Origin of the sequence: Xenorhabdus thuongxuanensis (assembly GCF_001908095.1) — a bacterium.
Taxonomy (GTDB): Bacteria; Pseudomonadota; Gammaproteobacteria; order Enterobacterales; family Enterobacteriaceae; genus Xenorhabdus; species Xenorhabdus thuongxuanensis.
Genome location: NZ_MKGR01000001.1, coordinates 171,669 through 191,136 on the forward strand (window position 1 = coordinate 171,669; position 19,468 = coordinate 191,136).

Below are 19,468 nucleotides of genomic sequence, written 5' to 3' on the forward strand. Positions count from 1 at the left end.
TCATAACCAGAGGATGCTCAAAAGAAAATCCACGACGACGACTGAGAAAAACATTATATATAGCGTATGCATCCTCGTTTTTTAATCCGTAGCCATTCCAAACTCATTCTTCAACATCTATAAAATGGTCTTTGTTTTTTTCTTCGTCGTTATTATTATTTGGCACTATCCCAAATATTCCTTTATTTCCATACTGATCATAAAAATAAACAGTAAAATCCCCAAACCAAGTATCATGTAACATAGGATGCCTTTCCACCCAGACCTTCATTACGGTAAAACAAATGGCCTTATCTCCTTCTTGTCTAATGTCGATATTTATCTCATATTTAACAGGCACTTCCCACCACGTGGTATTACCTATGGCAACGTTCGTTTTTCCCCCCAAGGCCCAAATGAAATGTACACAATAGTAACCAGAATCGGGCAAAACGTCATCGAAGTCCGCATGATAACGCTGATGTATACAATTAGAAGGTATATTGTCACCAGTGAGAGGATTATTCCCACTCCAAGATAAGGCTACAATATATCTATCCCCTCGATTCAACTTTACATAGGTATTATCCTGATTCCAGGAAACCATATGATGACCTTCAATATCAGCGTATTTTGTTTGGATTGTTTTGGTATGCCAATGTATATCAGAAAGCTTATAATGCATTTCAGGCATCGACGTAAGTTGGACAAATGAATCAAATGTAGCACTTACTCCAAAGGCTGTTGTTGCTGTCTTACCAGTTTGCGTCGTAACCAATACAGCAATTTGTTTGGTTTTATCTACTGCCGCAGGTGAGCAGTATACATAATAAGTTATCCTACTTAGATTTATATTATTATCTCCATTATTTTCTTCTTTATTAATCAACGATGGGATTTTGGGCGTGTTCGTAAATTCATTAGGTATATCTATATAAGACCAGGTAAAATTGTCTCCTTCTCTTGCATTCCAGAGAAGCTTTTCTTGTGTGTCATAATCAACCAGCCAGACATGCTGCAAAAGCAAATCTCTTGGGACTAATATCGTTTTATTGTTACAATTAGTTGCTTGAATATAAATATCGATCGCCACCCTATTTTTTCCGTTAGCAAAGATCCTAGCTTCACGACTTATCTGAGGTAGTTTTATCTTTAACTCAATTACCCCATGCCAGGTTGGATCGTCATCTTTACAGTCTTTAGCGAGTTTATCGTTATCTTGCCAGTTGTTCATATGAGTTTCCTATAAGTTAAGTTAAGTTAATCAAATTATTTCTAAAGCTAAATAGGATTTCATAATGCTGCTATACATAGTACCTTCAACCATTTGAATATAAAGTGCTTATGTTGCACAAGGTGAAGCATTATTTTGGAATGTTATTTAGAACCGCTATCAAACAATAAATTATTAAAACATATATAATAATAAAAACTTTAAATCTATCATTTAACTTATAATAAATAAAATGCGTTACATTAATTAGATTTTCAATCACTTAATACTTATGTTTATATAATGAATACATATGAAAAAATATGTAAATATATTTATACTTCCTTAAAGGATTTAATCTAAAACCTTTAAAATCCCCACATAATAAATTTTATAATACCAATATAACCAAAATATCCAAATTTTCCAGAAAAAAATAACAACATCCACCTTACACATGACTTATCTATATACTATTGGTTATAATCTTCAATAAATATATTTTATCTTCATTGCACCTATAAATAATAAACACATTATTTCATTTAAATAAAAATAAAGCATGGATATGGATGACTTTATTTATTACCTGTATAATCAAACTAAAAATTAAATTATTGCCATGCCATCCTGACAAACACATAAGAAATCATATCTAATAAAAATTGGGTTTGATATGTATCATTCATAATTTATAAAAAAACGGTATATATTTTATTATACCCGATAATTTTCAAGTTATGGCTTAGTCGCAAAAACACGCATTCCCCCATAAATATAGAGACACTATACCAATCGCCATTGAAGATGCTTGATTTATCCCCCAAACCAGATCATGCTTACGACCATGAAAATTCATCTGACACCAGAACAAAAACGTGCCCTCGAATTGATGCATGATACCACTCGTGACAGTCGAGTCTGTGATCGCATCAAGGCCGTGCTTTTGGCCTCTGAAGGCTGGACTGCTCAGATGATTGCACAGGCCTTGCGTATTCATGAAAGTACGGTCAGCCGTCACCTGAAAGATTTCATCGCTCAGGAAAAGCTCACCCCGGAAAATGGCGGGTCTGAAAGCCATCTCTCTGCCGAACAAACCACCGATCTGATTGATTATTTGACGGCCAATTTGATGCATACGACCACTCAAATTGTGGCCTATGTCCAAGCCCGTTGGCAGGTGTCTTTCAGCGTGGGCGGAATGACAAAATGGCTTCACCGCCAGGGTTTCAGCTACAAGAAACCAAAGGGCGTTCCGCATAAATTTGATGCGGATAAACAGCAACAATTTATTGATGATTACCAATCGCTGAAAAACGGAGTGGGTCAGAGTGAACCTATCCTATTTATTGATGCGGTGCATCCTACCCAGTCCACAAAGCTCAGCTATGGCTGGATGAAAGCAGGAAAAAATCAGGTCAAAGTGGTCGAAACCACCGGCAGTCGTACCCGTCTCAATATTCTGGGTGCGCTCAATTTACAACGCATTGAAGACACCGTGATCCGTGAATATCCGAGCATCAATGCTAAAATCGCGTATTTCCTCGGGGCAATCCGGGAAACTTACCCGCTTTCGCAAAGGATCCATATTATTCTGGATGGGGCGGGTTATCACCGGGCAGAGTGGGTGAAAGATATTGCGTATGTCCTGAATATTGAATTGCATTACCTCCCGCCCTACAGCCCAAACCTCAATCCGATAGAGCGATTGTGGAAGTATATGAATGAGCAGGTGCGTAATAATGTCTATTTCCCGAATGCGAAGACGTTCCGTGAAACCCTTCGTCACTTTTTTCATGTCACTTTGCCAGAAAAAGCGAAAGAACTGACGACTCGACTGACTGACAATTTTCAGATTTTAAAACCGGCATCTTCAAGTTAGATTGGTATATATATAATATGCGATGTCACTATATCACTGGAGGGAATAAGTCCGGCTAACAGAAGATTTGAGACTCTTGGGTAAAATGCCGCAGTAAACATTTATCTACAGCAGAAGAGATAACGTTAGCGATCTCAGCAGATGTTTTTAATACTCTGATTTGCATAAATAACTCATCCGCTTCATTATACTCTTTGCGCAAATACCCCAGCCATTGCTTGATACGGGCAACGTGATAAAGCCCTGTATCACCCTGTTTTTCCAGATAAGTATATTTTCGCAGTAGCTTGAGTACACCACGCCACGGCATCTTTGGTTCGTTATATTTAATGACACGACTCAAGTTTGGCACATGCAGGGCGCCACGGCCTATCATCACGGCATTACATCCTGTCGTTTTGATACACTCCTGGGCGCTCTGCCAATCCCAAATTTCACCGTTGGCAATGACAGGAATAGCGAGGCGACGCCGAATCTCCCCTATCGCCTCCCAGTTGATATGCTCTGCTTTATAACCATCCTCTTTGGTTCGTCCATGCACAACCAGCTCGGTTGCACCCGCTTGCTGGACGGCATCCGCAATCTCAAATTGGCGTGAAGCAGAATCCCATCCCAGACGTACTTTTACCGTTACCGGCAAATGGGCAGGCACGGCTTCACGCATGGCTTTAGCTCCCTGATAAATGAGTTCGGGATCTTTTAATAAGCTAGCGCCTCCACCACTGCCATTGACTGCCTTGGACGGACAACCACAGTTTAAATCGACACCCCATGATCCCAATTCAACCGCCCTGACAGCATTTTCTGCCAACCATTCTGGATATTGTCCAAGGAGCTGGAGCCTGACAGGCGTTCCCGCTGGTGTACAGCTCTGATGATGCAGTTCAGGGCACAACCGGTAAAAGGACTTTACCGGCAGTAAGCTGTCAACTACACGCAGGAATTCAGTGATACAGAGGTCATAGTCATTGATTTCACTCAACAGCTCCCTAACCAGAGAATCCAAAACCCCTTCCATAGGAGCCAGCAAAACGCGCATGAATTACTCTCCCGTCACCGAAGCACGTGGAGTTTTGCTTGCCCGGCCTTTATTTACCCGATTTTGTTTGGAATGGCCTGGTTTACCATTTCTATGTGGGTTATTACCGCGCGGGTTATTACTGTGTGGATTATTACCGCGAGAGTTATTACCACGAGAGTTATTATCACGGCTATTGCGGCCGTTTTGGATAGGCTCAGCTTTGATAGAAGGATCAGGTTCATAACCCGAAATAGCAATGCGTGGAATTTCCCGCTTCAACAGGCGCTCAATATCTTTCAGGAGCTTATGTTCATCGACACACACCAGCGATATTGCTTGCCCTGTAGCTTCTGCACGCCCTGTACGGCCAATTCGATGCACATAATCTTCGGCAACATTTGGCAGCTCATAGTTGACAACATAGGGTAATTGGTCAATATCCAGTCCACGGGCAGCGATATCCGTTGCTACCAACGCGCGGATTTTCCCTGTCTTAAAATCAGACAGCGCACGGGTTCTTGCCCCCTGACTTTTGTTACCGTGGATCGCCGCAGCAGTTACACCATCTTTATTCAATTGCTCCGCCAACCGGTTTGCACCATGTTTGGTACGCGTAAATACCAGCACCTGTTGCCAGTTCTGGCTGCCGATCATGTAAGAGAGCAATTCACCCTTGCGCTTTTTGTCTACAAAATGGATTGCTTGTTCAATTTGCTCAGAAGCTGAGTTACGCCGTGCCACTTCTACGCTGACTGGCTCTTTCAGTAATTTACTGGCGAGGTTTTTAATTTCATCAGAGAATGTTGCAGAAAAGAGCAAGTTTTGGCGTTTTGCTGGCAGCTTGTTCAACACACGACGAATATCGTGAATAAAGCCCATGTCTAACATGCGGTCAGCTTCATCTAAAACCAGGATCTCTACGCGAGAAAGATCTACCGCATTTTGGTGCTCTAAATCCAGCAAGCGCCCCGGCGTTGCTACCAGAATATCCACACCACCGCGCAGTTTCATCATCTGCGGGTTGATACTGACACCACCGAATACCACAAACGAACGTAATCTGAGGTATTTGCTGTAACTACGTACATTTTCCCCCACCTGAGCCGCCAGTTCTCTGGTTGGGGTTAAAATCAACACCCTGACTGGACGACGACCTTTTGCCTGAATCGGGGATTCACTCAAGAGTTGCAGGATAGGCAAAGTAAACCCTGCGGTTTTTCCCGTACCTGTCTGGGCACTGGCCAGTAGATCTTTGCCGGATAACACAACAGGAATGGCCTGCTGCTGAATAGGGGTAGGTTCCACGTAGCCTTGTTCTTCAACGGCACGCAAAATATCAGCCTTCAAGCCGAGTGACTCAAAATTCATAAATAAGAAATACTCCAGACTTCACCATGCCTGATATCAATTCAGGGGCAGTTTTATGGGAAGAAAACAGACGCGGTAAAACGCAAAGAAACTACACAAACTGCAATGCACCGTATATAAATAGGGCGTGATTATAACAGATATGTCTTTCCACGCAGGCCAAAGAGAGCAATAAATTTGTCTAAAATTGACTAAATCTCTTTAGCCAAGGGAAATAAGCCAAAACTGGACGATTATTTTTTATGGGTGTCTATTAAAAAGACAATTTGTAGCAACTTTACATCTAATTACTTTAGTTTTAAAGTTAATCATACGATTGATATAGTTTTCGGCACTCCCGAAAATTCTTTGTCACAGGAAACATTTTGACATGGTAGCAAAGAAGGCCCAGACACTACGAGGCGAGCACGCCAAACAACAACTTCTGGAAGCAGCAATAGAAATTTTTGGCAAATCAGGTCTGGATGGTGCTACTACCCGCAACATTGCCCAACATGCACAGCAAAATATCGCAGCTATTGCATACTATTTCGGTTCCAAAGAAGGATTATACCTCGCCGTTGTGCAACATATTGCTGATAAGCTAAAAGCAGAGTTTTCACCTCTCATTGAAGCCATTGATCATTTTTTTGAGAAGACACCGAAACCCTATCCAAAAGATCCAATATTGGCATTTATTCATCAGGGAATGGTGAGCTATAACCGCCTGATTTTCGAGAAAAGCAGTATCAATATCAGCCGGATCATGTCCCATGAACAATTGACGCCAACAGAGGCTTACAGTGTCATGCATGAACAGGGACTGGCTCCAATTTATTCTCGATTGAATAAACTCATCGCCAATTATATCGGAGCCGATGAGCGCCAAATTTCAACTCAGATTCACACCCATGCTTTATTGGGTGAGATCCTTTCTTTCCGTCTGGCCAGGGAAGCCTTATTGCGCCAAACCGGATGGGACAATATTGGCGCCAAAGAATACGAATTAATCAATCAGGTTTTATCTCAACACATCAATTTATTGCTTGATGGGTTAAGAGAGAAATCAAAAATGCATACCCAATAGCTCTTAAGCAATGGCATAACCAACGAAGCCACCACTTGAAAGATAGAGGGTATAAATTGAACAAGGCATAAGGGATGGTATGAACAGTAAAAAGTTTGCTCTTGCCCTATTGGCACTCATTATTGTTATCAGTGCTATTGTCGGTATCTACTATTATCAGGAACAAAATAGCAGGGAGCTAACCCTGTATGGCAATGTCGATGTCAGGACTGTCAACCTCGGTTTTCGGGTTGCCGGTAAACTAGCTGATCTACAAGTGGATGAAGGTGATGCCATAACTGTGAACCAGACACTTGGTCGCCTTGATGATATCCCCTTTATTAATGCCTTGAATCAGGCCAAAGCGGCTCGTGATGTCGCCAAGGCCAATCTTGCCAAAGCTGAAGCGGGTTATCGCAGCGAAGAAATTGCCCAAGTACGTGCTGAAGTAAAACAAAAAGAGTCAGCATTCCATTTTGCCGATAGTTTCCTGAAACGTCAGCAAGGCTTGTGGCAAAGCAAAACTATCTCTGATAATGATCTGGAAAATGCCAGAACTGGACGCAATCAAGCACTGGCGGCTTACCAGGCGGCAAAAGATAAATTGCGTCAGTTCGAGACGGGTTATCGCATAGAAGAAATTGCGGCAGCAAAAGCCCAATTTATTCAGGCAGAAGCGACAGTAGCACAGGCGGAACTTAACCTGAAAGATACTCAACTCACTTCTCCATCGGCAGGGATGATCCTGACCAGAGCCATTGAACCCGGCACCATGCTAGCGGCTGGCAACACGGTTTTTACCCTGTCCCTTACCAATCCCGTTTGGATCAGAGCATATATTGATGAACCTCATCTCAATCAGGCTACTGCCGGACGGGAAGTTCTGATTTATACCGACGGGCGGAAAAACCAACCCTATCATGGCAAAATCGGTTTTGTTTCTCCCACTGCCGAATTTACTCCCAAAAATGTCGAAACACCTGATTTAAGAACAGACTTAGTTTATCGCCTGCGCATCATTGTCCTTGATCCCGATGAAGGGCTGAAACAAGGCATGCCTGTTACCTTGCGTTTTACTGAAACAAATTTTACTGAAACAAATAAGTAGGCGATAACATGACCAGTTCAGCTTATACGATAAAACTGAACGGCGTGGAGAAAACTTTTCCAGGATTGGACGTTCCTGCTGTATCCCATCTACAAGCAGAAATTCAGGGTGGATCAGTGACGGGTCTTGTCGGTCCAGATGGTGCTGGAAAAACCACGCTGATAAGAATGTTAGCCGGATTATTGAAGCCTGACAGCGGCAATATTGAAATTATGGGACTTGATCCCATCAAAGACAGTGTTCAAGTACGTTCTGACCTCGGTTACATGCCGCAGAAATTTGGCTTGTATGAAGATTTAACCGTAATGGAAAATCTCACTTTATATGCCGATCTGCGTGGTGTACTTGGCGAAGAGCGCAAAACCACCTTTCAGAAATTACTCACCTTCACGGATTTGACCCGTTTTACCGGACGGTTAGCGGGGAAATTGTCCGGCGGCATGAAACAAAAACTGGGGCTTGCTTGTACTTTATTGGGTAGCCCGAAAGTTTTGCTACTGGATGAGCCTGGTGTGGGTGTTGATCCCATCGCCCGTCGTGAATTATGGCAAATGGTCCATGAACTCGCTTCTGACGGCATGTTGATCTTATGGAGCACCTCTTATCTGGATGAGGCCGAATTATGTCGTGATGTTTTGCTGATGAACCGAGGTAAGCTGCTCTATCGTGGCCAGCCACAAGACTTAACCCGAAATATTGCGGGTCGATCTTTTTTGCTTGATGTCAAACAAGATGCACGGCGCAAAATGTTGCAACATGCTCTCACCTTGCCCCAAGTGACTGATGGTGTGATTCAGGGAAAATATGTTCGCCTGATCTTAAAAGAAGAAGCGGATAAGAACGCATTATTCCAACAAATAGGGTTGCCTGAAGCCAGTCTCTTCGAGGCCGAACCCCGTTTCGAAGATGCATTTATCGATTTATTGGGTGGAGGTCCATCCCATCGTTCTGAATTAGCGGAGATAATGCCGCAAATCCCGCCAAACCCAATGGAAACCGTGATAGAAGCCCGTAGCCTGACTAAAAAATTTGGCGATTTTGCTGCCACTGACCAGGTCGATTTTCAGGTGAAACGAGGGGAAATATTCGGCCTATTAGGGCCAAATGGTGCCGGAAAATCAACAACCTTCAAAATGATGTGTGGTTTGATGATCCCCACTTCAGGCAAGGCCTTGGTTCTGGATATGGATTTAAAAACCGGTTCAGGCAAGGCCCGTCAACGCCTTGGATATATGGCGCAAAAATTCTCACTTTATGGCAACCTGACTGTTGGGCAGAATCTTAAGTTTTTCTCTGGCGTTTACGGCCTGAAAGGTCGTCATCAACAAGAAAAGATGTCTGACATGATCCGTGCTTTCAATCTTGGGCCAATCTTACACCAAAAGACGGATAGCCTTCCACTCGGGTTTAAACAACGACTTGCCCTTTCCTGCGCCTTGATGCACGAACCTGATATTCTGTTTTTGGATGAACCCACTTCGGGAGTTGATCCACTAACCCGCCGCGAATTTTGGCTGCATATCAACGGCATGGTGGACAAAGGTGTCACCGTGATGGTCACAACTCACTTTATGGAAGAAGCAGAATATTGTGATCGTATCGGGCTGGTATTTCGAGGTAAATTGATTGCAGCCGGAACGCCCGATGAACTGAAACAACTGGTTGCCACGGATAAGCTCCCTAACCCTTCCATGGAAGATGCTTTTATCGATCTCGTGTTGAACTACGATAAGGAGCCGCAATGAGTCATCCTGAACATACAACACCTCAGAAAGCCGTCAGTTTCTCATGGCGCCGATTGAAAGCACTCTGTATCAAGGAAACTAAGCAAATTGTCCGTGATCCCAGCAGTGCTTTGATTGCCGTAGTTATCCCTTTGATGTTGCTATTTATTTTTGGTTACGGCATTAACCTGGACTCCAGCAAGCTTCGCCTTGGTATTCTCATGGAACAACAGAGCGAGGACGCCAGAGAACTAGTGCATGTATTTACGGGATCGCCCTATATTGATGCCACCATCAGCGACAATCGCCAGCTCTTAATCAAAAAAATGCAGGAAAACCAAATTCGGGGCATTATCGTCATCCCTGTCAACTTTGATGCTCAGCTTGCCCGCGCAGACAGCCATGCCCCCATCCAGGTTATTACCGATGGCAGTGAACCTAACACTGCCAATTTTGTGCAGGGCTATACCAAAGGTATCTGGCAAATCTGGTTACAACAGCGAGGGCAAAATCTTGGGGTTGCAACTACTCCCTTGATTGATACACAAATCCGCTATTGGTTTAATCCCGCCGCCATTAGCCAGCACTTCCTTATTCCCGGTGCTGTTTCAATTATTATGACCGTAGTAGGCGCAATTCTTACCTCGCTTGTCGTCGCCCGTGAATGGGAACGCGGCACTATGGAAGCGCTACTTTCGACCCAGGTTACCCGTACCGAATTGCTGCTCGCCAAATTATTACCCTATCAAATGCTGGGATCTTTCGTCATGGTACTTTGCATGCTATTCACGGTGTTTGTGCTGGGGGTTCCCTATCGCGGCTCACTCTGGATATTAGCATTAGTTTCCAGCCTTTATCTCGCTACCGCCCTGGGGATGGGATTATTGATTTCTACCCTGACACGTAATCAGTTCAATGCGGCGATGATTTCTCTCAATGCCGCTTTTTTGCCTGCCATTATGTTGTCTGGTTTTGTTTTCGAAATAGACAGTATGCCTGTGCTTATTCAGGCTTCAACTTATGTCATACCTGCACGTTACTTTGTCAGCAGCCTACAGACGCTCTTTCTGGCCGGGAACATTGGCACTGTGTTGATGACAAACCTGCTCCTGTTGATTGCCAGTTCCATTGTCTTTATCGGCCTGACCGCGTGGAAAACCCGTCGACATCTGGATTAAAAAGGAAAGAGCATGTTTTATCGTCTGTATACACTCATCATGAAAGAGTTACAGTCTCTTCTGAGAGAACCGCAAACACGGAACATTTTGATTTTGACCGTGATTATACAAATGATCCTGTTTCCGTGGGCCGCAACGTTGGAAGTCAAAAACGCCACCATCGCTATTTATAATGAAGATAAAGGACAGGCATCAATTGAATTAACCCAACGGCTGGCAAAATCAAAAGCATTTCCTGATGTTATTTTGCTAACCAGTTCGCAAGAGATCCGCCCTACTCTGGATAACCGAAAAGCACTATTGCTGGTACGCTTTCCACAAAATTTCAGTGCTAATCTTGCCAATCATAACCCGACATCAATTCAAGTTTTGTTGGATGGGCGTAATTCAAACAGTGCCCAAATTGCAGCCAACTATATCCAGCAGATTGTAATGGATTACCAAAAACAACTGTTGGGAAATGCCCCTAATTTCAATAATAGTGAACTCATTGTGCGTAACTGGTATAACGCCAATTTGGATTACAAGTGGTTCGTCGTACCGTCGCTGGTAGCCATGATTACTACGATTGGTGTTCTGATTGTCACAGCGTTGTCAGTCGCCCGTGAGCGGGAACAAGGAACGCTGGATCAGTTACTGGTTTCTCCACTGGCAACCTGGCAAATTTTCCTTGGCAAAGCCATTCCGGCATTGGTTGTGGCGACGATGCAAGCAAGCATTGTTTTGCTGATTGGAACGCTGTTCTATCAAATTCCTTTCGCGGGTTCATTGCTGCTATTTTATGGCTGTATGTTGATTTATGGCTTATCCCTGGTGGGTTTCGGATTGTTGATTTCTGCTGTCTGTTCCACCCAGCAACAAGCATTTATTGGTGTATTTGTATTTATGATGCCCGCTATTTTGCTTTCTGGTTATATCTCTCCGGTCGAGAATATGCCCGTTTGGTTACAAAACATCACCTGGATTAACCCAATCCGGCATTTTACGGATATTACCAAGCAGATTTATTTGAAAGGGGCTGATTTATCCGTTATTTGGCCAAACTTATGGCCTTTATTGGTGATTACTGCAACGACTGGAGGGATCGCTTACCGGCTATTTCGGAGTAAGATTGCCTGATAAATTTAAAGCTGTGAAAGACCACCTAATTGAATTGTTTGTCATTAAAACATGGGATAACTTTCTATTATATTTTTTAATGGAAATCGCAAGATTTCTTATTATATCCTTACTAGTTATTACTTTACTTTTTTTCTGATGAGTGTTAGTTTTTTAGAAAATCATAAGAAAACCAACTTCTATATTTTAGATAGTTCAAATTGAAATAATTATCAAGCTATATTCAAATTGCAATAATGCCTGAGAATAAAATATGACGGAACGTAATTATTTATCAAATCAAGCACTGACCTATAATGTTGAAGTGATTGCTTGTATTCCTCGTGATAATGGATGTTATTCCACTTGGTTGAAGTCTACAATATTTCATCCCCAAGGAGGGGGACAACCCAGCGATATAGGCTGGCTTAATGAAGTAGAAGTAGTTCACGTGAATGTGGAAGGTGGTGACATTGTCCACTTAACGACAAAACCTGTGGCTCTGGGAAATGCTTTTGCTCGTGTTGATATTGAACGACGCCAATTATATTCGCGACTGCATTCTGCTGGGCATCTTATTGGGCATGTAGTTGAGTTTATGATGTGGCATCCGATTAAAGCTCATCATTGGCCGGGTGAAGGAAGAATAGTATTTAAGCCGGGTGTGAATGCTCAAAGTGTATCGGAAAAGCATATTCAAACGATATGTGAAAATTATATTAGACAGGATCTACCGTGCAAAGTAGTTCAACGAAATGATGGATTTCGAGAAGTTAGTTTTGGTCATTTTACGCCTTACCTTTGTGGTGGTACCCACGTAACATCTCTAGGACAACTAGGAAATATTAAAGTGCAGGAGGTTAAAATAAAGAAGGGCAATTTAATAGTACATTATGATGTAGCCTGACAATTTAATATATTGTTTCTAAAAATCACCAGTAAATAAAATAAAAGGATATTATGATTATAGAAGTTGATTACCTTGATGCGACATGTCTGAAAAAGCTTGCAGATAAGGAAATTTTAGTTATACGTGTAAAACAATTTGTACCTAATTTGTTAGCTGAGCAGTTGGGTGAAAAAATATTAGGCCATGGATTTGATAGATATTTAAATGCGCCGAGCATAGGACGAATCGGAATGGCATTTTATGAAGCGGAGAATAAACCACAGCGTGTAGAAGATTATTTTGAAAGTGTACTACAGAATATTGATGATTTGCGGCAACGTTGCTCACCTTATTATTCACCGATAGATAAGCTGAGATGCATTTTAGATGAGTTTTGGCCTGCTGGAGCCCAAATTGAAACACTTTATGGTAAGAAAATGTATGTGGGATTATCGAGGGTAGTCATACCTGGGGTCACTTTTCTTGCACACCATGACATTTTTGCTAAGGATGCCCCTGATAGCTTTAAAGCTAAGAGTCTTCAAGCTCAGTTTGCAGCTAATGTTTATCTTTCTATGCCCAGTGAAGGTGGAGCCTTACAAATTTGGAAGGATGAACTCTCTGCAGAAGAATTTGATGCTATGCGTGGTGATAGTTATGGGATTGAACCTTATTTGCTTGGTGAGCCAGCACTAGAGATCCGACCAGATGTAGGTGATCTTTTGATCTTTAATTCTCGATGTATGCACTCTGTGACTGCTGGTGTCGATGATCTACGTTTGAGTCTGTCTTGTTTTATAGGCTATCGTGGAACAGAAAATCCATTGTCATTCTGGAGTTGATATGTTGTCTAACTATTGGGGTGAATTTCTGGGGCTGGCTGTGATTCATTTCCTAGCAGTAGTTGCTCCAGGTCCAGATTTTGCGGTAACTATACGACAGAGTGTAAGATTTGGATGTTGGGCAGGAATATGCACGGCAGTAGGTATTGGAGCGGGAATATCAATACATGTTATCTATACACTAGTGGGAGTTAGTGCATTAATGCATGCCACTCCGTGGTTGATGGAAGTGGCAAAACTCGTTGGTGCAATTTATATCGCGTGGCTTGGTATCAAATTTATCAGAAGTAAACCTGCTGATTTGGATACCTTAGAGGGTGAAGGAATTGGTTTGGCCCCACAGAGTAGATGGAAAGCATTTCTGATGGGATTTATGACAAATGCCCTTAATCCTAAGGCGACATTGTTCTTTTTAGCCGTTTTCACAACCGTAGTGAGTAGTAATACACCTATTCTGATACAAGTCTTCTATGGTCTTTGGATGTGTGTAATCAATGCTGTCTGGTTTGTGTTGGTGAGTATCATTTTCTCAAATACATTGATTCGTAATAAATTCATACAGAAAGGCTATTGGTTTGAACGAATAATGGGAATAGTATTGATTGGGTTCGCTGTCCGGTTGTTATTTCTGTCTATATGATTTTCCCAAGACCAATATTGATTATGAACTTATCATTGTTTGATTCGATAAAGGTGAAATAACTATTAAAAAACCCTGACAAAGCCTGTCTTTTAATCACAATTTTTTATCATGCTGTTTTTTATATGAATTATTTTGAACCTCTCAATACAGTGCTAAAAAATGTTTTATTTAAAATCAGATAGATAGTTTTTTCAAATTACGGTCATTTGACCGTAATTTGAGATGTGACTAAAAGACAGGACAAAGCAGGGTTTTTACATCAAAAAATAATTTATATATCAGTGACTATCGGCGATCACCCAAAATACGCAACAGCATTAAGAACAGGTTAATGAAGTCCAGATATAAAGTCAGTGCACCAGTAATTGAATACTTGCGCAGAGTTTCTTTATCGTTAACATCCAGTTGTTCACCCATTTCTTTCAGTTTTTGGGTATCGTATGCCGTCAAGCCAGCAAAAATTACAACACCGATATAGGTAATTGCCCACATCAATGCCGGGCTTTTCAGCCAGATATTCAGCAGCGAAGCCAGAACGATGCCAATTAGCCCCATAAACAGGAAGCTACCCAGACCACTCAGGCTACGCTTAGTGGTATAACCATAAACGCTCAATGCACCGAACATACCCGCTGAAACGACAAATGTGCTGGCAATAGAGCTACTGGTATAAACCACAAAGATACTGGAAAGTGTCAAACCCGTTAGCATGGAGTACAGCATGAACAACCCTGTCGCCATTGCCCCACTCATTTTATGAACTAAACCAGACAGCACAAATACTAATGCAAGCTGTGCGATGATTAAGCCATAGAAAACAATAGAGCTACTGAAAATGGCGTATAAAATCTCAGGGGTATTTGCCACATACCATGCAACAAATGCGGTTAACAGCAAGCCACAAGTCATCCAACCGTAGACTTGTGCCATGTAAGTTTGTATACCAGAACCAGTTTTCTGGACAATCGAATCATTAGAACGTTGATATCGATCCATGATGATTACCTTTTCATGACAATGTTTAGAGATTAAGAATGTTTAAAAATAAACAATCTATTCAAAAGTTATACATTAGCATAGAACATTAATAAAACCATCCGCCAATTAATGGCAATTTCAGTGACATATTATTTATTTGTCCAGTTTCCGAGATAGTCCGCAGAACGAACCACCAAACGCTGTTTCACCAGCGACTTACCGCATCCTGATCACTCTGCCTAGCCTCTACCCATCGCTCTCCCTCCACAAGCGATTCTTTTTTCCAGAATGGAGCCTTAGTTTTCAGATAATCCATAATGAACTCAGCTGCCATAAAAGCCATATTGCGGTGAGAACTGGTGACACCAACAAATACGATCTCATCCCCTGGGTACAATTCGCCAATACGATGAATAATGCTGACCCGTTGCAAAGACCAATGTTGGCGGGCTTCATCAACAATTTTCTGCAACATCTTTTCTGTCATGCCAGCATAATGCTCTAATGTCAGTGCCTCAATGGTGTCTCCCAAGTTATGGTTACGAACTTTTCCGGTAAAAGTCACAACAGCGCCATCTTCATCACATTGCGAGAGCCATTGATATTCTTCACCAACACTAAATGTCTCCTGTTGGATACTGATCCGCGTATTTTCCATTTTTATCCCCCCGTAACAGGTGGGAAAAAAGCCACTTCATCACCATCATTCAAGGTATGTTCAGCGTGGACAAAAGATTGGTTCACGGCAGACAACACTTTGCCTTCTTCCAATGCCAATGCCCATCGCTCTCCCTTTTCAGTCAGTGCATAACGAAGATGCGCTACAGTTGGGTAATCATTAGGTAGTTCAAGTGAATCCGTTCCTACCAGCTCGCGAACTTGAGCAAAAAACAGTATCTTTATCATGCCTCCACCTTAAAGTTTCCTGATTTGCCACCACTTTTTTCCAACAAACGCACAGGCCCGATGACCATATCTTTCTGTACCGCTTTGCACATGTCATAAATCGTCAAAGCAGCCACAGATACTGCCGTCAAAGCTTCCATTTCCACACCTGTTTTCCCTGCCAAGCGGCAACAGGATTCGATTCTGACACGATTGTGTTCTGTTTGAGCTTCCAGCCGGACTTCCACTTTACTAAGCAGCAGAGGATGGCACAGCGGGATCAATTCCCACGTCCGTTTCGCCGCCTGAATACCTGCAATACGGGCAGTAGCAAAAACATCTCCTTTGTGGTGATCACCAGCAATAATCATGGACAGAGTTTCAGCCTGCATTTCAACAAAGGCTTCTGCCCGTGCTTCACGCACAGTTTCTGATTTGGCAGAAATATCCACCATATGCGCTTCACCCGATGTATTGATATGGGTTAATTGAGACATTCTTTGCTCCTGAAAATAAATCTTGCAACCAAGCTAGCCGCCAATAAAAGAAAGGTTCGGGGTAATACCGCTGTCCCCTTGATGTAAAAAGTGAGTTTCACGTTTATAACGCAATCCACCTTGAATACGGAGTTTCAGAGCATCCAGTGATGCGTCATCAGACAATAAATCACGCAATGGAATGCCCTGTTCGCCAAACAAGCATAAATGGAGATTGCCAATTGCGGATACCCTCAGGCGATTGCAGCTTTGGCAAAAGTTTTTTTCATACGGCATGATAAGGCCAATTTCTCCCTGATAATCGGGATGACGAAAAACTTGCGCCGGCCCATCACTTCGCGCACGCTGCTGTTGTTGCCATCCCTGTTGTAGCAGTTGGCGGCGGATCACTTCTCCAGAAAGGTGATGACGATGAAAAATGGTACGACCTTCCCCCGTTTCCATCAATTCAATAAAACGCAACTGGATAGGACGATGTTTAATCCAATCAAGAAAGGCAGGCAGGTTGGCATCATTCACATTCTTCATCAACACGACATTGACTTTCACTGTGTTGAACCCCGCCTCAAAAGCCGCGTCAATACCACGCATAATCTGGAAAAATTTGTCTTGTCCGGTAATGGCGTAAAATTGGCGAGGCTCCAAACTATCAACACTCACATTAATCGCTGTCAGGCCAGCCGATTTCCATTGGGAAACATCTCGCTCCATACGGTAACCATTAGTTGTGACAGCAATTTTTTTGATTTGCGAATTTTCATGAACCGCAGCGATGATATCGCAGAAATCACGGCGCATGGTGGGTTCTCCCCCAGTTAAACGAATTTTTTCTGTGCCAAGTTCAGCAAATGCCCGGCTAACACGACGAATTTCTGGCAGGGAAAGGAATGATTTATGGCCATGAGGCCGGTATCCATCAGGCAGGCAATACGTGCAACGGAAGTTACACACATCGGTAATAGACAATCTCAAATAATAGAATTTGCGCGAGAATACATCTACAAGTTGTTCCACAATAACACCTTCCAAGTACGGGAGATGCTGGCATTTCTACCTTGCATCCTGGTGACTCAGGAGCCACGGCCAGAGCATCATATCAATGTGATACAGTGACTTAGACACAGAGGCTAGGAGTTAATATTAGTTAAATTTTTATATGAATCATTGCGCGAGTGGCGGATGCCCGCCGAAGATTCTAACCGTTAAGATAACAAAAAGCTAATATCAGATCCGATATATATCTTATTACACAACGAGTTAGCTGATCGCGGTAATATCAAAGTCTCTGCGATGTTTTTAAGCTGCCATGCGCAAAAATCGCATAAAATCACATCAATTTCTGAATGCATCATATTTTATGATAAATTACACGAGATTTATTAAAGCCCCTACGTTTAGCCAGTAACAGGAATCCTATGCGAAATCGCACACTAGCTGATTTAGATCGCGTTGTCGCCCTCGGCGGTGGTCATGGACTCGGACGCGTTATGTCTTCCCTTTCTTCCCTCGGAGCACGCCTGACAGGAATTGTCACGACAACAGATAATGGTGGTTCAACCGGCAGAATACGGCGCTCGGAAGGCGGGATTGCATGGGGAGATATGCGCAATTGCCTGAATCAGTTAATCACGGAGCCTACCATTGCTTCTGCCATGTTTGAATATCGGTTCAGTGGCAATGGCGAATTATCTGGACACAATTTAGGCAACTTGATGTTGAAAGCCCTTGATCATTTAAGTGTCCGTCCTCTTGAGGCAATTAACCTGCTCCGCAATTTACTGAAAGTCAATGCACAGTTGATTCCTATGTCAGAACAACCGGTTGATTTAATGGCAGTCGATGATCAAGGTAATACCGTATATGGTGAAGTGAATATCGATCAACTTAATTGTGTACCACAGGAACTCTCGCTTTACCCTCATGTCAATGCCACTAAAGAAGCACTGGATGCCATTGAGCAAGCCGATTTGATTTTGATCGGCCCTGGCAGCTTTTTCACCAGCCTAATGCCATTGTTGCTATTGGAAGATTTAACCCAATCCTTACGACGCAGTAATGCGAATATGATTTATATCGGTAACTTAGGGAAAGAACTCAGCCACGCTGCGGCCAATCTATCATTAAAAGATAAACTTGCCATTATGGAGAACAAGATTGGTCGCAAGATGATTAATGCGCTTATTGTCGGCCCGCGCACCGATATTAGCCCTTTCAGTAACCGTATTGTGACACAACAGGTTTTGGAAGCGCAGGATATCCCTTACCGTCACGATCGTGAATTATTGCGTCAGGCAATTGAGCATACTCTGCAAAAATTGGGTTAGCATTTCAGTCCACTGACAAACTCTATTTAAAATAATGGGGTTTGTCTTTTTTATGATAAATACTGTCATCCATCATTAATTATGATAAATAGTAATTAATTTAAATATAGAAATATGACCATGATTTAATTGATGAAATAATATCTTTTAATAAAATTCGATCCATAAAAGACTGACTACCATTAAGTCATCATAACTAGTTAAATTTATGGTTCCGAAATACGATTAATAGCCAACCGATAAACTTCATTCCGTTCACGTTTACCAACGGCAACAACAGCAATAATTAATTTATCATCAATTACCTGATAAACAAGCCTAAAACCAGAAGCACGTAATTTTACTTTATAACAATTGGGCATTCCACTGAGTTTAAGAGAAGGAATATGTGGATTTTCACATAACTTCTTTAGTTTCTTAGCAAATTGTCGCTGAATAGTGCTATCCAGTCTAGCCCACTCTTTTGCAGCATCTTCCCTAAATTTGACCGTATAAATCATCAATATTGATCCAAATCCACATCAACTAGAGGCTGATTTTCACGCTCCTGCACTATCTTGACTAATTCCCGATCATCCAAAGCATCCAACATTTTTTCATACAGTTCCGCGGGAACACAATAAAATGCAGGTTTATTTCTATTCAATATAGCAACTGGAGAGCCCCCACCAGCACTGACAGTCGCCATAGGGTTGCGTTTTAACTCACTAACACTGGCACTCATGTCACTCAAAATAATAGCAGCCATAATCCCTCCCAAAAGACCTGTTAATCGGTCTGATAATATTCCATAA

20 protein-coding genes and 1 riboswitch are annotated in these 19,468 nt (G+C 42.3%); of the genes, 10 read left to right on the plus strand and 10 right to left on the minus strand.

Annotation, left to right across the window (positions count from 1 at the left end; translation table 11 throughout):
* Nucleotides 1-103: 103 nt before the first annotated feature.
* On the minus strand, nucleotides 104-1,213 hold the full coding sequence (locus tag Xentx_RS00755) for a hypothetical protein (protein WP_074018362.1): 1,110 nt from the start codon (nucleotides 1,211-1,213) through the stop codon (nucleotides 104-106).
* A gap of 826 nt (nucleotides 1,214-2,039) precedes the next feature.
* On the opposite strand from Xentx_RS00755, the gene Xentx_RS00760 reads away from it, so the two are divergent.
* Nucleotides 2,040-3,074 carry an IS630 family transposase gene (locus Xentx_RS00760; RefSeq protein ID WP_139292404.1) on the plus strand — a complete coding sequence of 345 codons (1,035 nt, stop codon included), beginning with the start codon at nucleotides 2,040-2,042 and terminating at the stop codon, nucleotides 3,072-3,074.
* A 55-nt stretch (nucleotides 3,075-3,129) separates the two neighbouring features.
* Here the strand turns inward: Xentx_RS00760 and dusC are convergent, their stop codons facing one another.
* Both dusC and rhlE read right to left on the minus strand, forming a co-directional pair.
* Nucleotides 3,130-4,113, minus strand: a complete 984-nt coding sequence (gene dusC, locus Xentx_RS00765) for a tRNA dihydrouridine(16) synthase DusC (RefSeq protein ID WP_074018363.1) — start codon at nucleotides 4,111-4,113, stop codon at nucleotides 3,130-3,132.
* A 3-nt stretch (nucleotides 4,114-4,116) separates the two neighbouring features.
* The gene (gene rhlE, locus Xentx_RS00770; protein WP_074018364.1) at nucleotides 4,117-5,463 is read right to left on the minus strand and encodes an ATP-dependent RNA helicase RhlE; all 1,347 of its coding nucleotides are present in this window, start codon (nucleotides 5,461-5,463) and stop codon (nucleotides 4,117-4,119) included.
* Between the two features lie 370 nt (nucleotides 5,464-5,833).
* Between rhlE and Xentx_RS00775 the strand changes: the two genes are divergently transcribed.
* The 8 genes from Xentx_RS00775 to Xentx_RS00810 all read left to right on the plus strand — a co-directional run bounded on the left by Xentx_RS00775 (nucleotide 5,834) and on the right by Xentx_RS00810 (nucleotide 13,987).
* Complete coding sequence (locus tag Xentx_RS00775; protein WP_074018365.1) at nucleotides 5,834-6,529, plus strand: transcriptional regulator; 696 nt, start codon at nucleotides 5,834-5,836, stop codon at nucleotides 6,527-6,529.
* 79 nt (nucleotides 6,530-6,608) lie between these two features.
* Nucleotides 6,609-7,616: a secretion protein HlyD gene (gene hlyD, locus Xentx_RS00780; RefSeq protein WP_074018366.1), complete on the plus strand. Its 1,008-nt coding sequence runs from the start codon at nucleotides 6,609-6,611 to the stop codon at nucleotides 7,614-7,616.
* A gap of 8 nt (nucleotides 7,617-7,624) precedes the next feature.
* Nucleotides 7,625-9,361 carry an ATP-binding cassette domain-containing protein gene (locus Xentx_RS00785; RefSeq protein ID WP_074018367.1) on the plus strand — a complete coding sequence of 579 codons (1,737 nt, stop codon included), beginning with the start codon at nucleotides 7,625-7,627 and terminating at the stop codon, nucleotides 9,359-9,361.
* The gene (locus Xentx_RS00790; protein WP_074018368.1) at nucleotides 9,358-10,518 is read left to right on the plus strand and encodes an ABC transporter permease; all 1,161 of its coding nucleotides are present in this window, start codon (nucleotides 9,358-9,360) and stop codon (nucleotides 10,516-10,518) included. The genes Xentx_RS00785 and Xentx_RS00790 overlap by 4 nt, the downstream gene beginning before the upstream one ends.
* A gap of 12 nt (nucleotides 10,519-10,530) precedes the next feature.
* Nucleotides 10,531-11,637 carry an ABC transporter permease gene (locus Xentx_RS00795; protein WP_074018369.1) on the plus strand — a complete coding sequence of 369 codons (1,107 nt, stop codon included), beginning with the start codon at nucleotides 10,531-10,533 and terminating at the stop codon, nucleotides 11,635-11,637.
* Nucleotides 11,638-11,890: 253 nt separating this feature from the next.
* Entirely contained in the window at nucleotides 11,891-12,523 is a 633-nt protein-coding gene (locus tag Xentx_RS00800; protein WP_074018370.1) for an alanyl-tRNA editing protein, read from the plus strand.
* Between the two features lie 53 nt (nucleotides 12,524-12,576).
* On the plus strand, nucleotides 12,577-13,347 hold the full coding sequence (locus tag Xentx_RS00805) for a 2OG-Fe(II) oxygenase (RefSeq protein ID WP_074018371.1): 771 nt from the start codon (nucleotides 12,577-12,579) through the stop codon (nucleotides 13,345-13,347).
* Between the two features lies 1 nt (nucleotide 13,348).
* Nucleotides 13,349-13,987, plus strand: coding sequence for a LysE family translocator (locus Xentx_RS00810; RefSeq protein ID WP_074018372.1), 639 nt, complete (start codon nucleotides 13,349-13,351; stop codon nucleotides 13,985-13,987).
* Between the two features lie 288 nt (nucleotides 13,988-14,275).
* Here the strand turns inward: Xentx_RS00810 and Xentx_RS00815 are convergent, their stop codons facing one another.
* From Xentx_RS00815 to moaA, 5 genes are all read right to left on the minus strand, one after another.
* The gene (locus tag Xentx_RS00815) at nucleotides 14,276-14,986 is read right to left on the minus strand and encodes a Bax inhibitor-1/YccA family protein (RefSeq protein WP_074018373.1); all 711 of its coding nucleotides are present in this window, start codon (nucleotides 14,984-14,986) and stop codon (nucleotides 14,276-14,278) included.
* Nucleotides 14,987-15,173: 187 nt separating this feature from the next.
* On the minus strand, nucleotides 15,174-15,626 hold the full coding sequence (moaE, locus tag Xentx_RS00820; protein ID WP_074018374.1) for a molybdopterin synthase catalytic subunit MoaE: 453 nt from the start codon (nucleotides 15,624-15,626) through the stop codon (nucleotides 15,174-15,176).
* 2 nt (nucleotides 15,627-15,628) lie between these two features.
* A complete protein-coding gene (moaD, locus tag Xentx_RS00825) occupies nucleotides 15,629-15,874 on the minus strand; it encodes a molybdopterin synthase sulfur carrier subunit (protein ID WP_074018375.1) in 246 nt (81 codons plus the stop codon).
* Nucleotides 15,871-16,350 (minus strand): cyclic pyranopterin monophosphate synthase MoaC, encoded by a 480-nt coding sequence (gene moaC, locus Xentx_RS00830; RefSeq protein WP_074018376.1) that lies wholly within the window; start codon nucleotides 16,348-16,350, stop codon nucleotides 15,871-15,873. Before moaC ends, moaD begins: the two co-directional genes overlap by 4 nt.
* Before the next feature lie 33 nt (nucleotides 16,351-16,383).
* Nucleotides 16,384-17,364 carry a GTP 3',8-cyclase MoaA gene (moaA, locus tag Xentx_RS00835; RefSeq protein WP_074018377.1) on the minus strand — a complete coding sequence of 327 codons (981 nt, stop codon included), beginning with the start codon at nucleotides 17,362-17,364 and terminating at the stop codon, nucleotides 16,384-16,386.
* A riboswitch (molybdenum cofactor riboswitch) is annotated at nucleotides 17,354-17,496 on the minus strand. Its footprint overlaps the gene before it by 11 nt.
* A 269-nt stretch (nucleotides 17,497-17,765) precedes the next feature.
* On the opposite strand from moaA, the gene yvcK reads away from it, so the two are divergent.
* Nucleotides 17,766-18,674: a uridine diphosphate-N-acetylglucosamine-binding protein YvcK gene (gene yvcK, locus Xentx_RS00840; protein WP_074018378.1), complete on the plus strand. Its 909-nt coding sequence runs from the start codon at nucleotides 17,766-17,768 to the stop codon at nucleotides 18,672-18,674.
* Between the two features lie 206 nt (nucleotides 18,675-18,880).
* Here yvcK and Xentx_RS00845 read toward each other — a convergent pair whose 3' ends face one another.
* Both Xentx_RS00845 and Xentx_RS00850 read right to left on the minus strand, forming a co-directional pair.
* Nucleotides 18,881-19,174, minus strand: coding sequence for a type II toxin-antitoxin system RelE family toxin (locus Xentx_RS00845; RefSeq protein ID WP_074018379.1), 294 nt, complete (start codon nucleotides 19,172-19,174; stop codon nucleotides 18,881-18,883).
* Nucleotides 19,174-19,422: a type II toxin-antitoxin system Phd/YefM family antitoxin gene (locus Xentx_RS00850; protein WP_074018380.1), complete on the minus strand. Its 249-nt coding sequence runs from the start codon at nucleotides 19,420-19,422 to the stop codon at nucleotides 19,174-19,176. Before Xentx_RS00850 ends, Xentx_RS00845 begins: the two co-directional genes overlap by 1 nt.
* Nucleotides 19,423-19,468: the final 46 nt, after the last annotated feature.

Excerpts from the sequence above, each read along its gene's own strand:
- Xentx_RS00800 (WP_074018370.1), top strand. The coding sequence starts at position 11,891 with ATGACGGAACGTAATTATTTATCAAATCAAGCACTGACCTATAATGTT.
- moaD (WP_074018375.1), bottom strand. The coding sequence starts at position 15,874 with ATGATAAAGATACTGTTTTTTGCTCAAGTTCGCGAGCTGGTAGGAACG.
- Xentx_RS00755 (WP_074018362.1), bottom strand. The coding sequence starts at position 1,213 with ATGAACAACTGGCAAGATAACGATAAACTCGCTAAAGACTGTAAAGAT.
- rhlE (WP_074018364.1), bottom strand. The coding sequence starts at position 5,463 with ATGAATTTTGAGTCACTCGGCTTGAAGGCTGATATTTTGCGTGCCGTT.
- dusC (WP_074018363.1), bottom strand. The coding sequence starts at position 4,113 with ATGCGCGTTTTGCTGGCTCCTATGGAAGGGGTTTTGGATTCTCTGGTT.
- Xentx_RS00810 (WP_074018372.1), top strand. The coding sequence starts at position 13,349 with ATGTTGTCTAACTATTGGGGTGAATTTCTGGGGCTGGCTGTGATTCAT.
- Xentx_RS00760 (WP_139292404.1), top strand. The coding sequence starts at position 2,040 with ATGAAAATTCATCTGACACCAGAACAAAAACGTGCCCTCGAATTGATG.
- Xentx_RS00790 (WP_074018368.1), top strand. The coding sequence starts at position 9,358 with ATGAGTCATCCTGAACATACAACACCTCAGAAAGCCGTCAGTTTCTCA.
- Xentx_RS00815 (WP_074018373.1), bottom strand. The coding sequence starts at position 14,986 with ATGGATCGATATCAACGTTCTAATGATTCGATTGTCCAGAAAACTGGT.
- Xentx_RS00805 (WP_074018371.1), top strand. The coding sequence starts at position 12,577 with ATGATTATAGAAGTTGATTACCTTGATGCGACATGTCTGAAAAAGCTT.
- moaC (WP_074018376.1), bottom strand. The coding sequence starts at position 16,350 with ATGTCTCAATTAACCCATATCAATACATCGGGTGAAGCGCATATGGTG.
- moaE (WP_074018374.1), bottom strand. The coding sequence starts at position 15,626 with ATGGAAAATACGCGGATCAGTATCCAACAGGAGACATTTAGTGTTGGT.
- Xentx_RS00785 (WP_074018367.1), top strand. The coding sequence starts at position 7,625 with ATGACCAGTTCAGCTTATACGATAAAACTGAACGGCGTGGAGAAAACT.
- Xentx_RS00845 (WP_074018379.1), bottom strand. The coding sequence starts at position 19,174 with ATGATTTATACGGTCAAATTTAGGGAAGATGCTGCAAAAGAGTGGGCT.
- hlyD (WP_074018366.1), top strand. The coding sequence starts at position 6,609 with ATGAACAGTAAAAAGTTTGCTCTTGCCCTATTGGCACTCATTATTGTT.
- Xentx_RS00850 (WP_074018380.1), bottom strand. The coding sequence starts at position 19,422 with ATGGCTGCTATTATTTTGAGTGACATGAGTGCCAGTGTTAGTGAGTTA.
- yvcK (WP_074018378.1), top strand. The coding sequence starts at position 17,766 with ATGCGAAATCGCACACTAGCTGATTTAGATCGCGTTGTCGCCCTCGGC.
- Xentx_RS00775 (WP_074018365.1), top strand. The coding sequence starts at position 5,834 with ATGGTAGCAAAGAAGGCCCAGACACTACGAGGCGAGCACGCCAAACAA.
- Xentx_RS00795 (WP_074018369.1), top strand. The coding sequence starts at position 10,531 with ATGTTTTATCGTCTGTATACACTCATCATGAAAGAGTTACAGTCTCTT.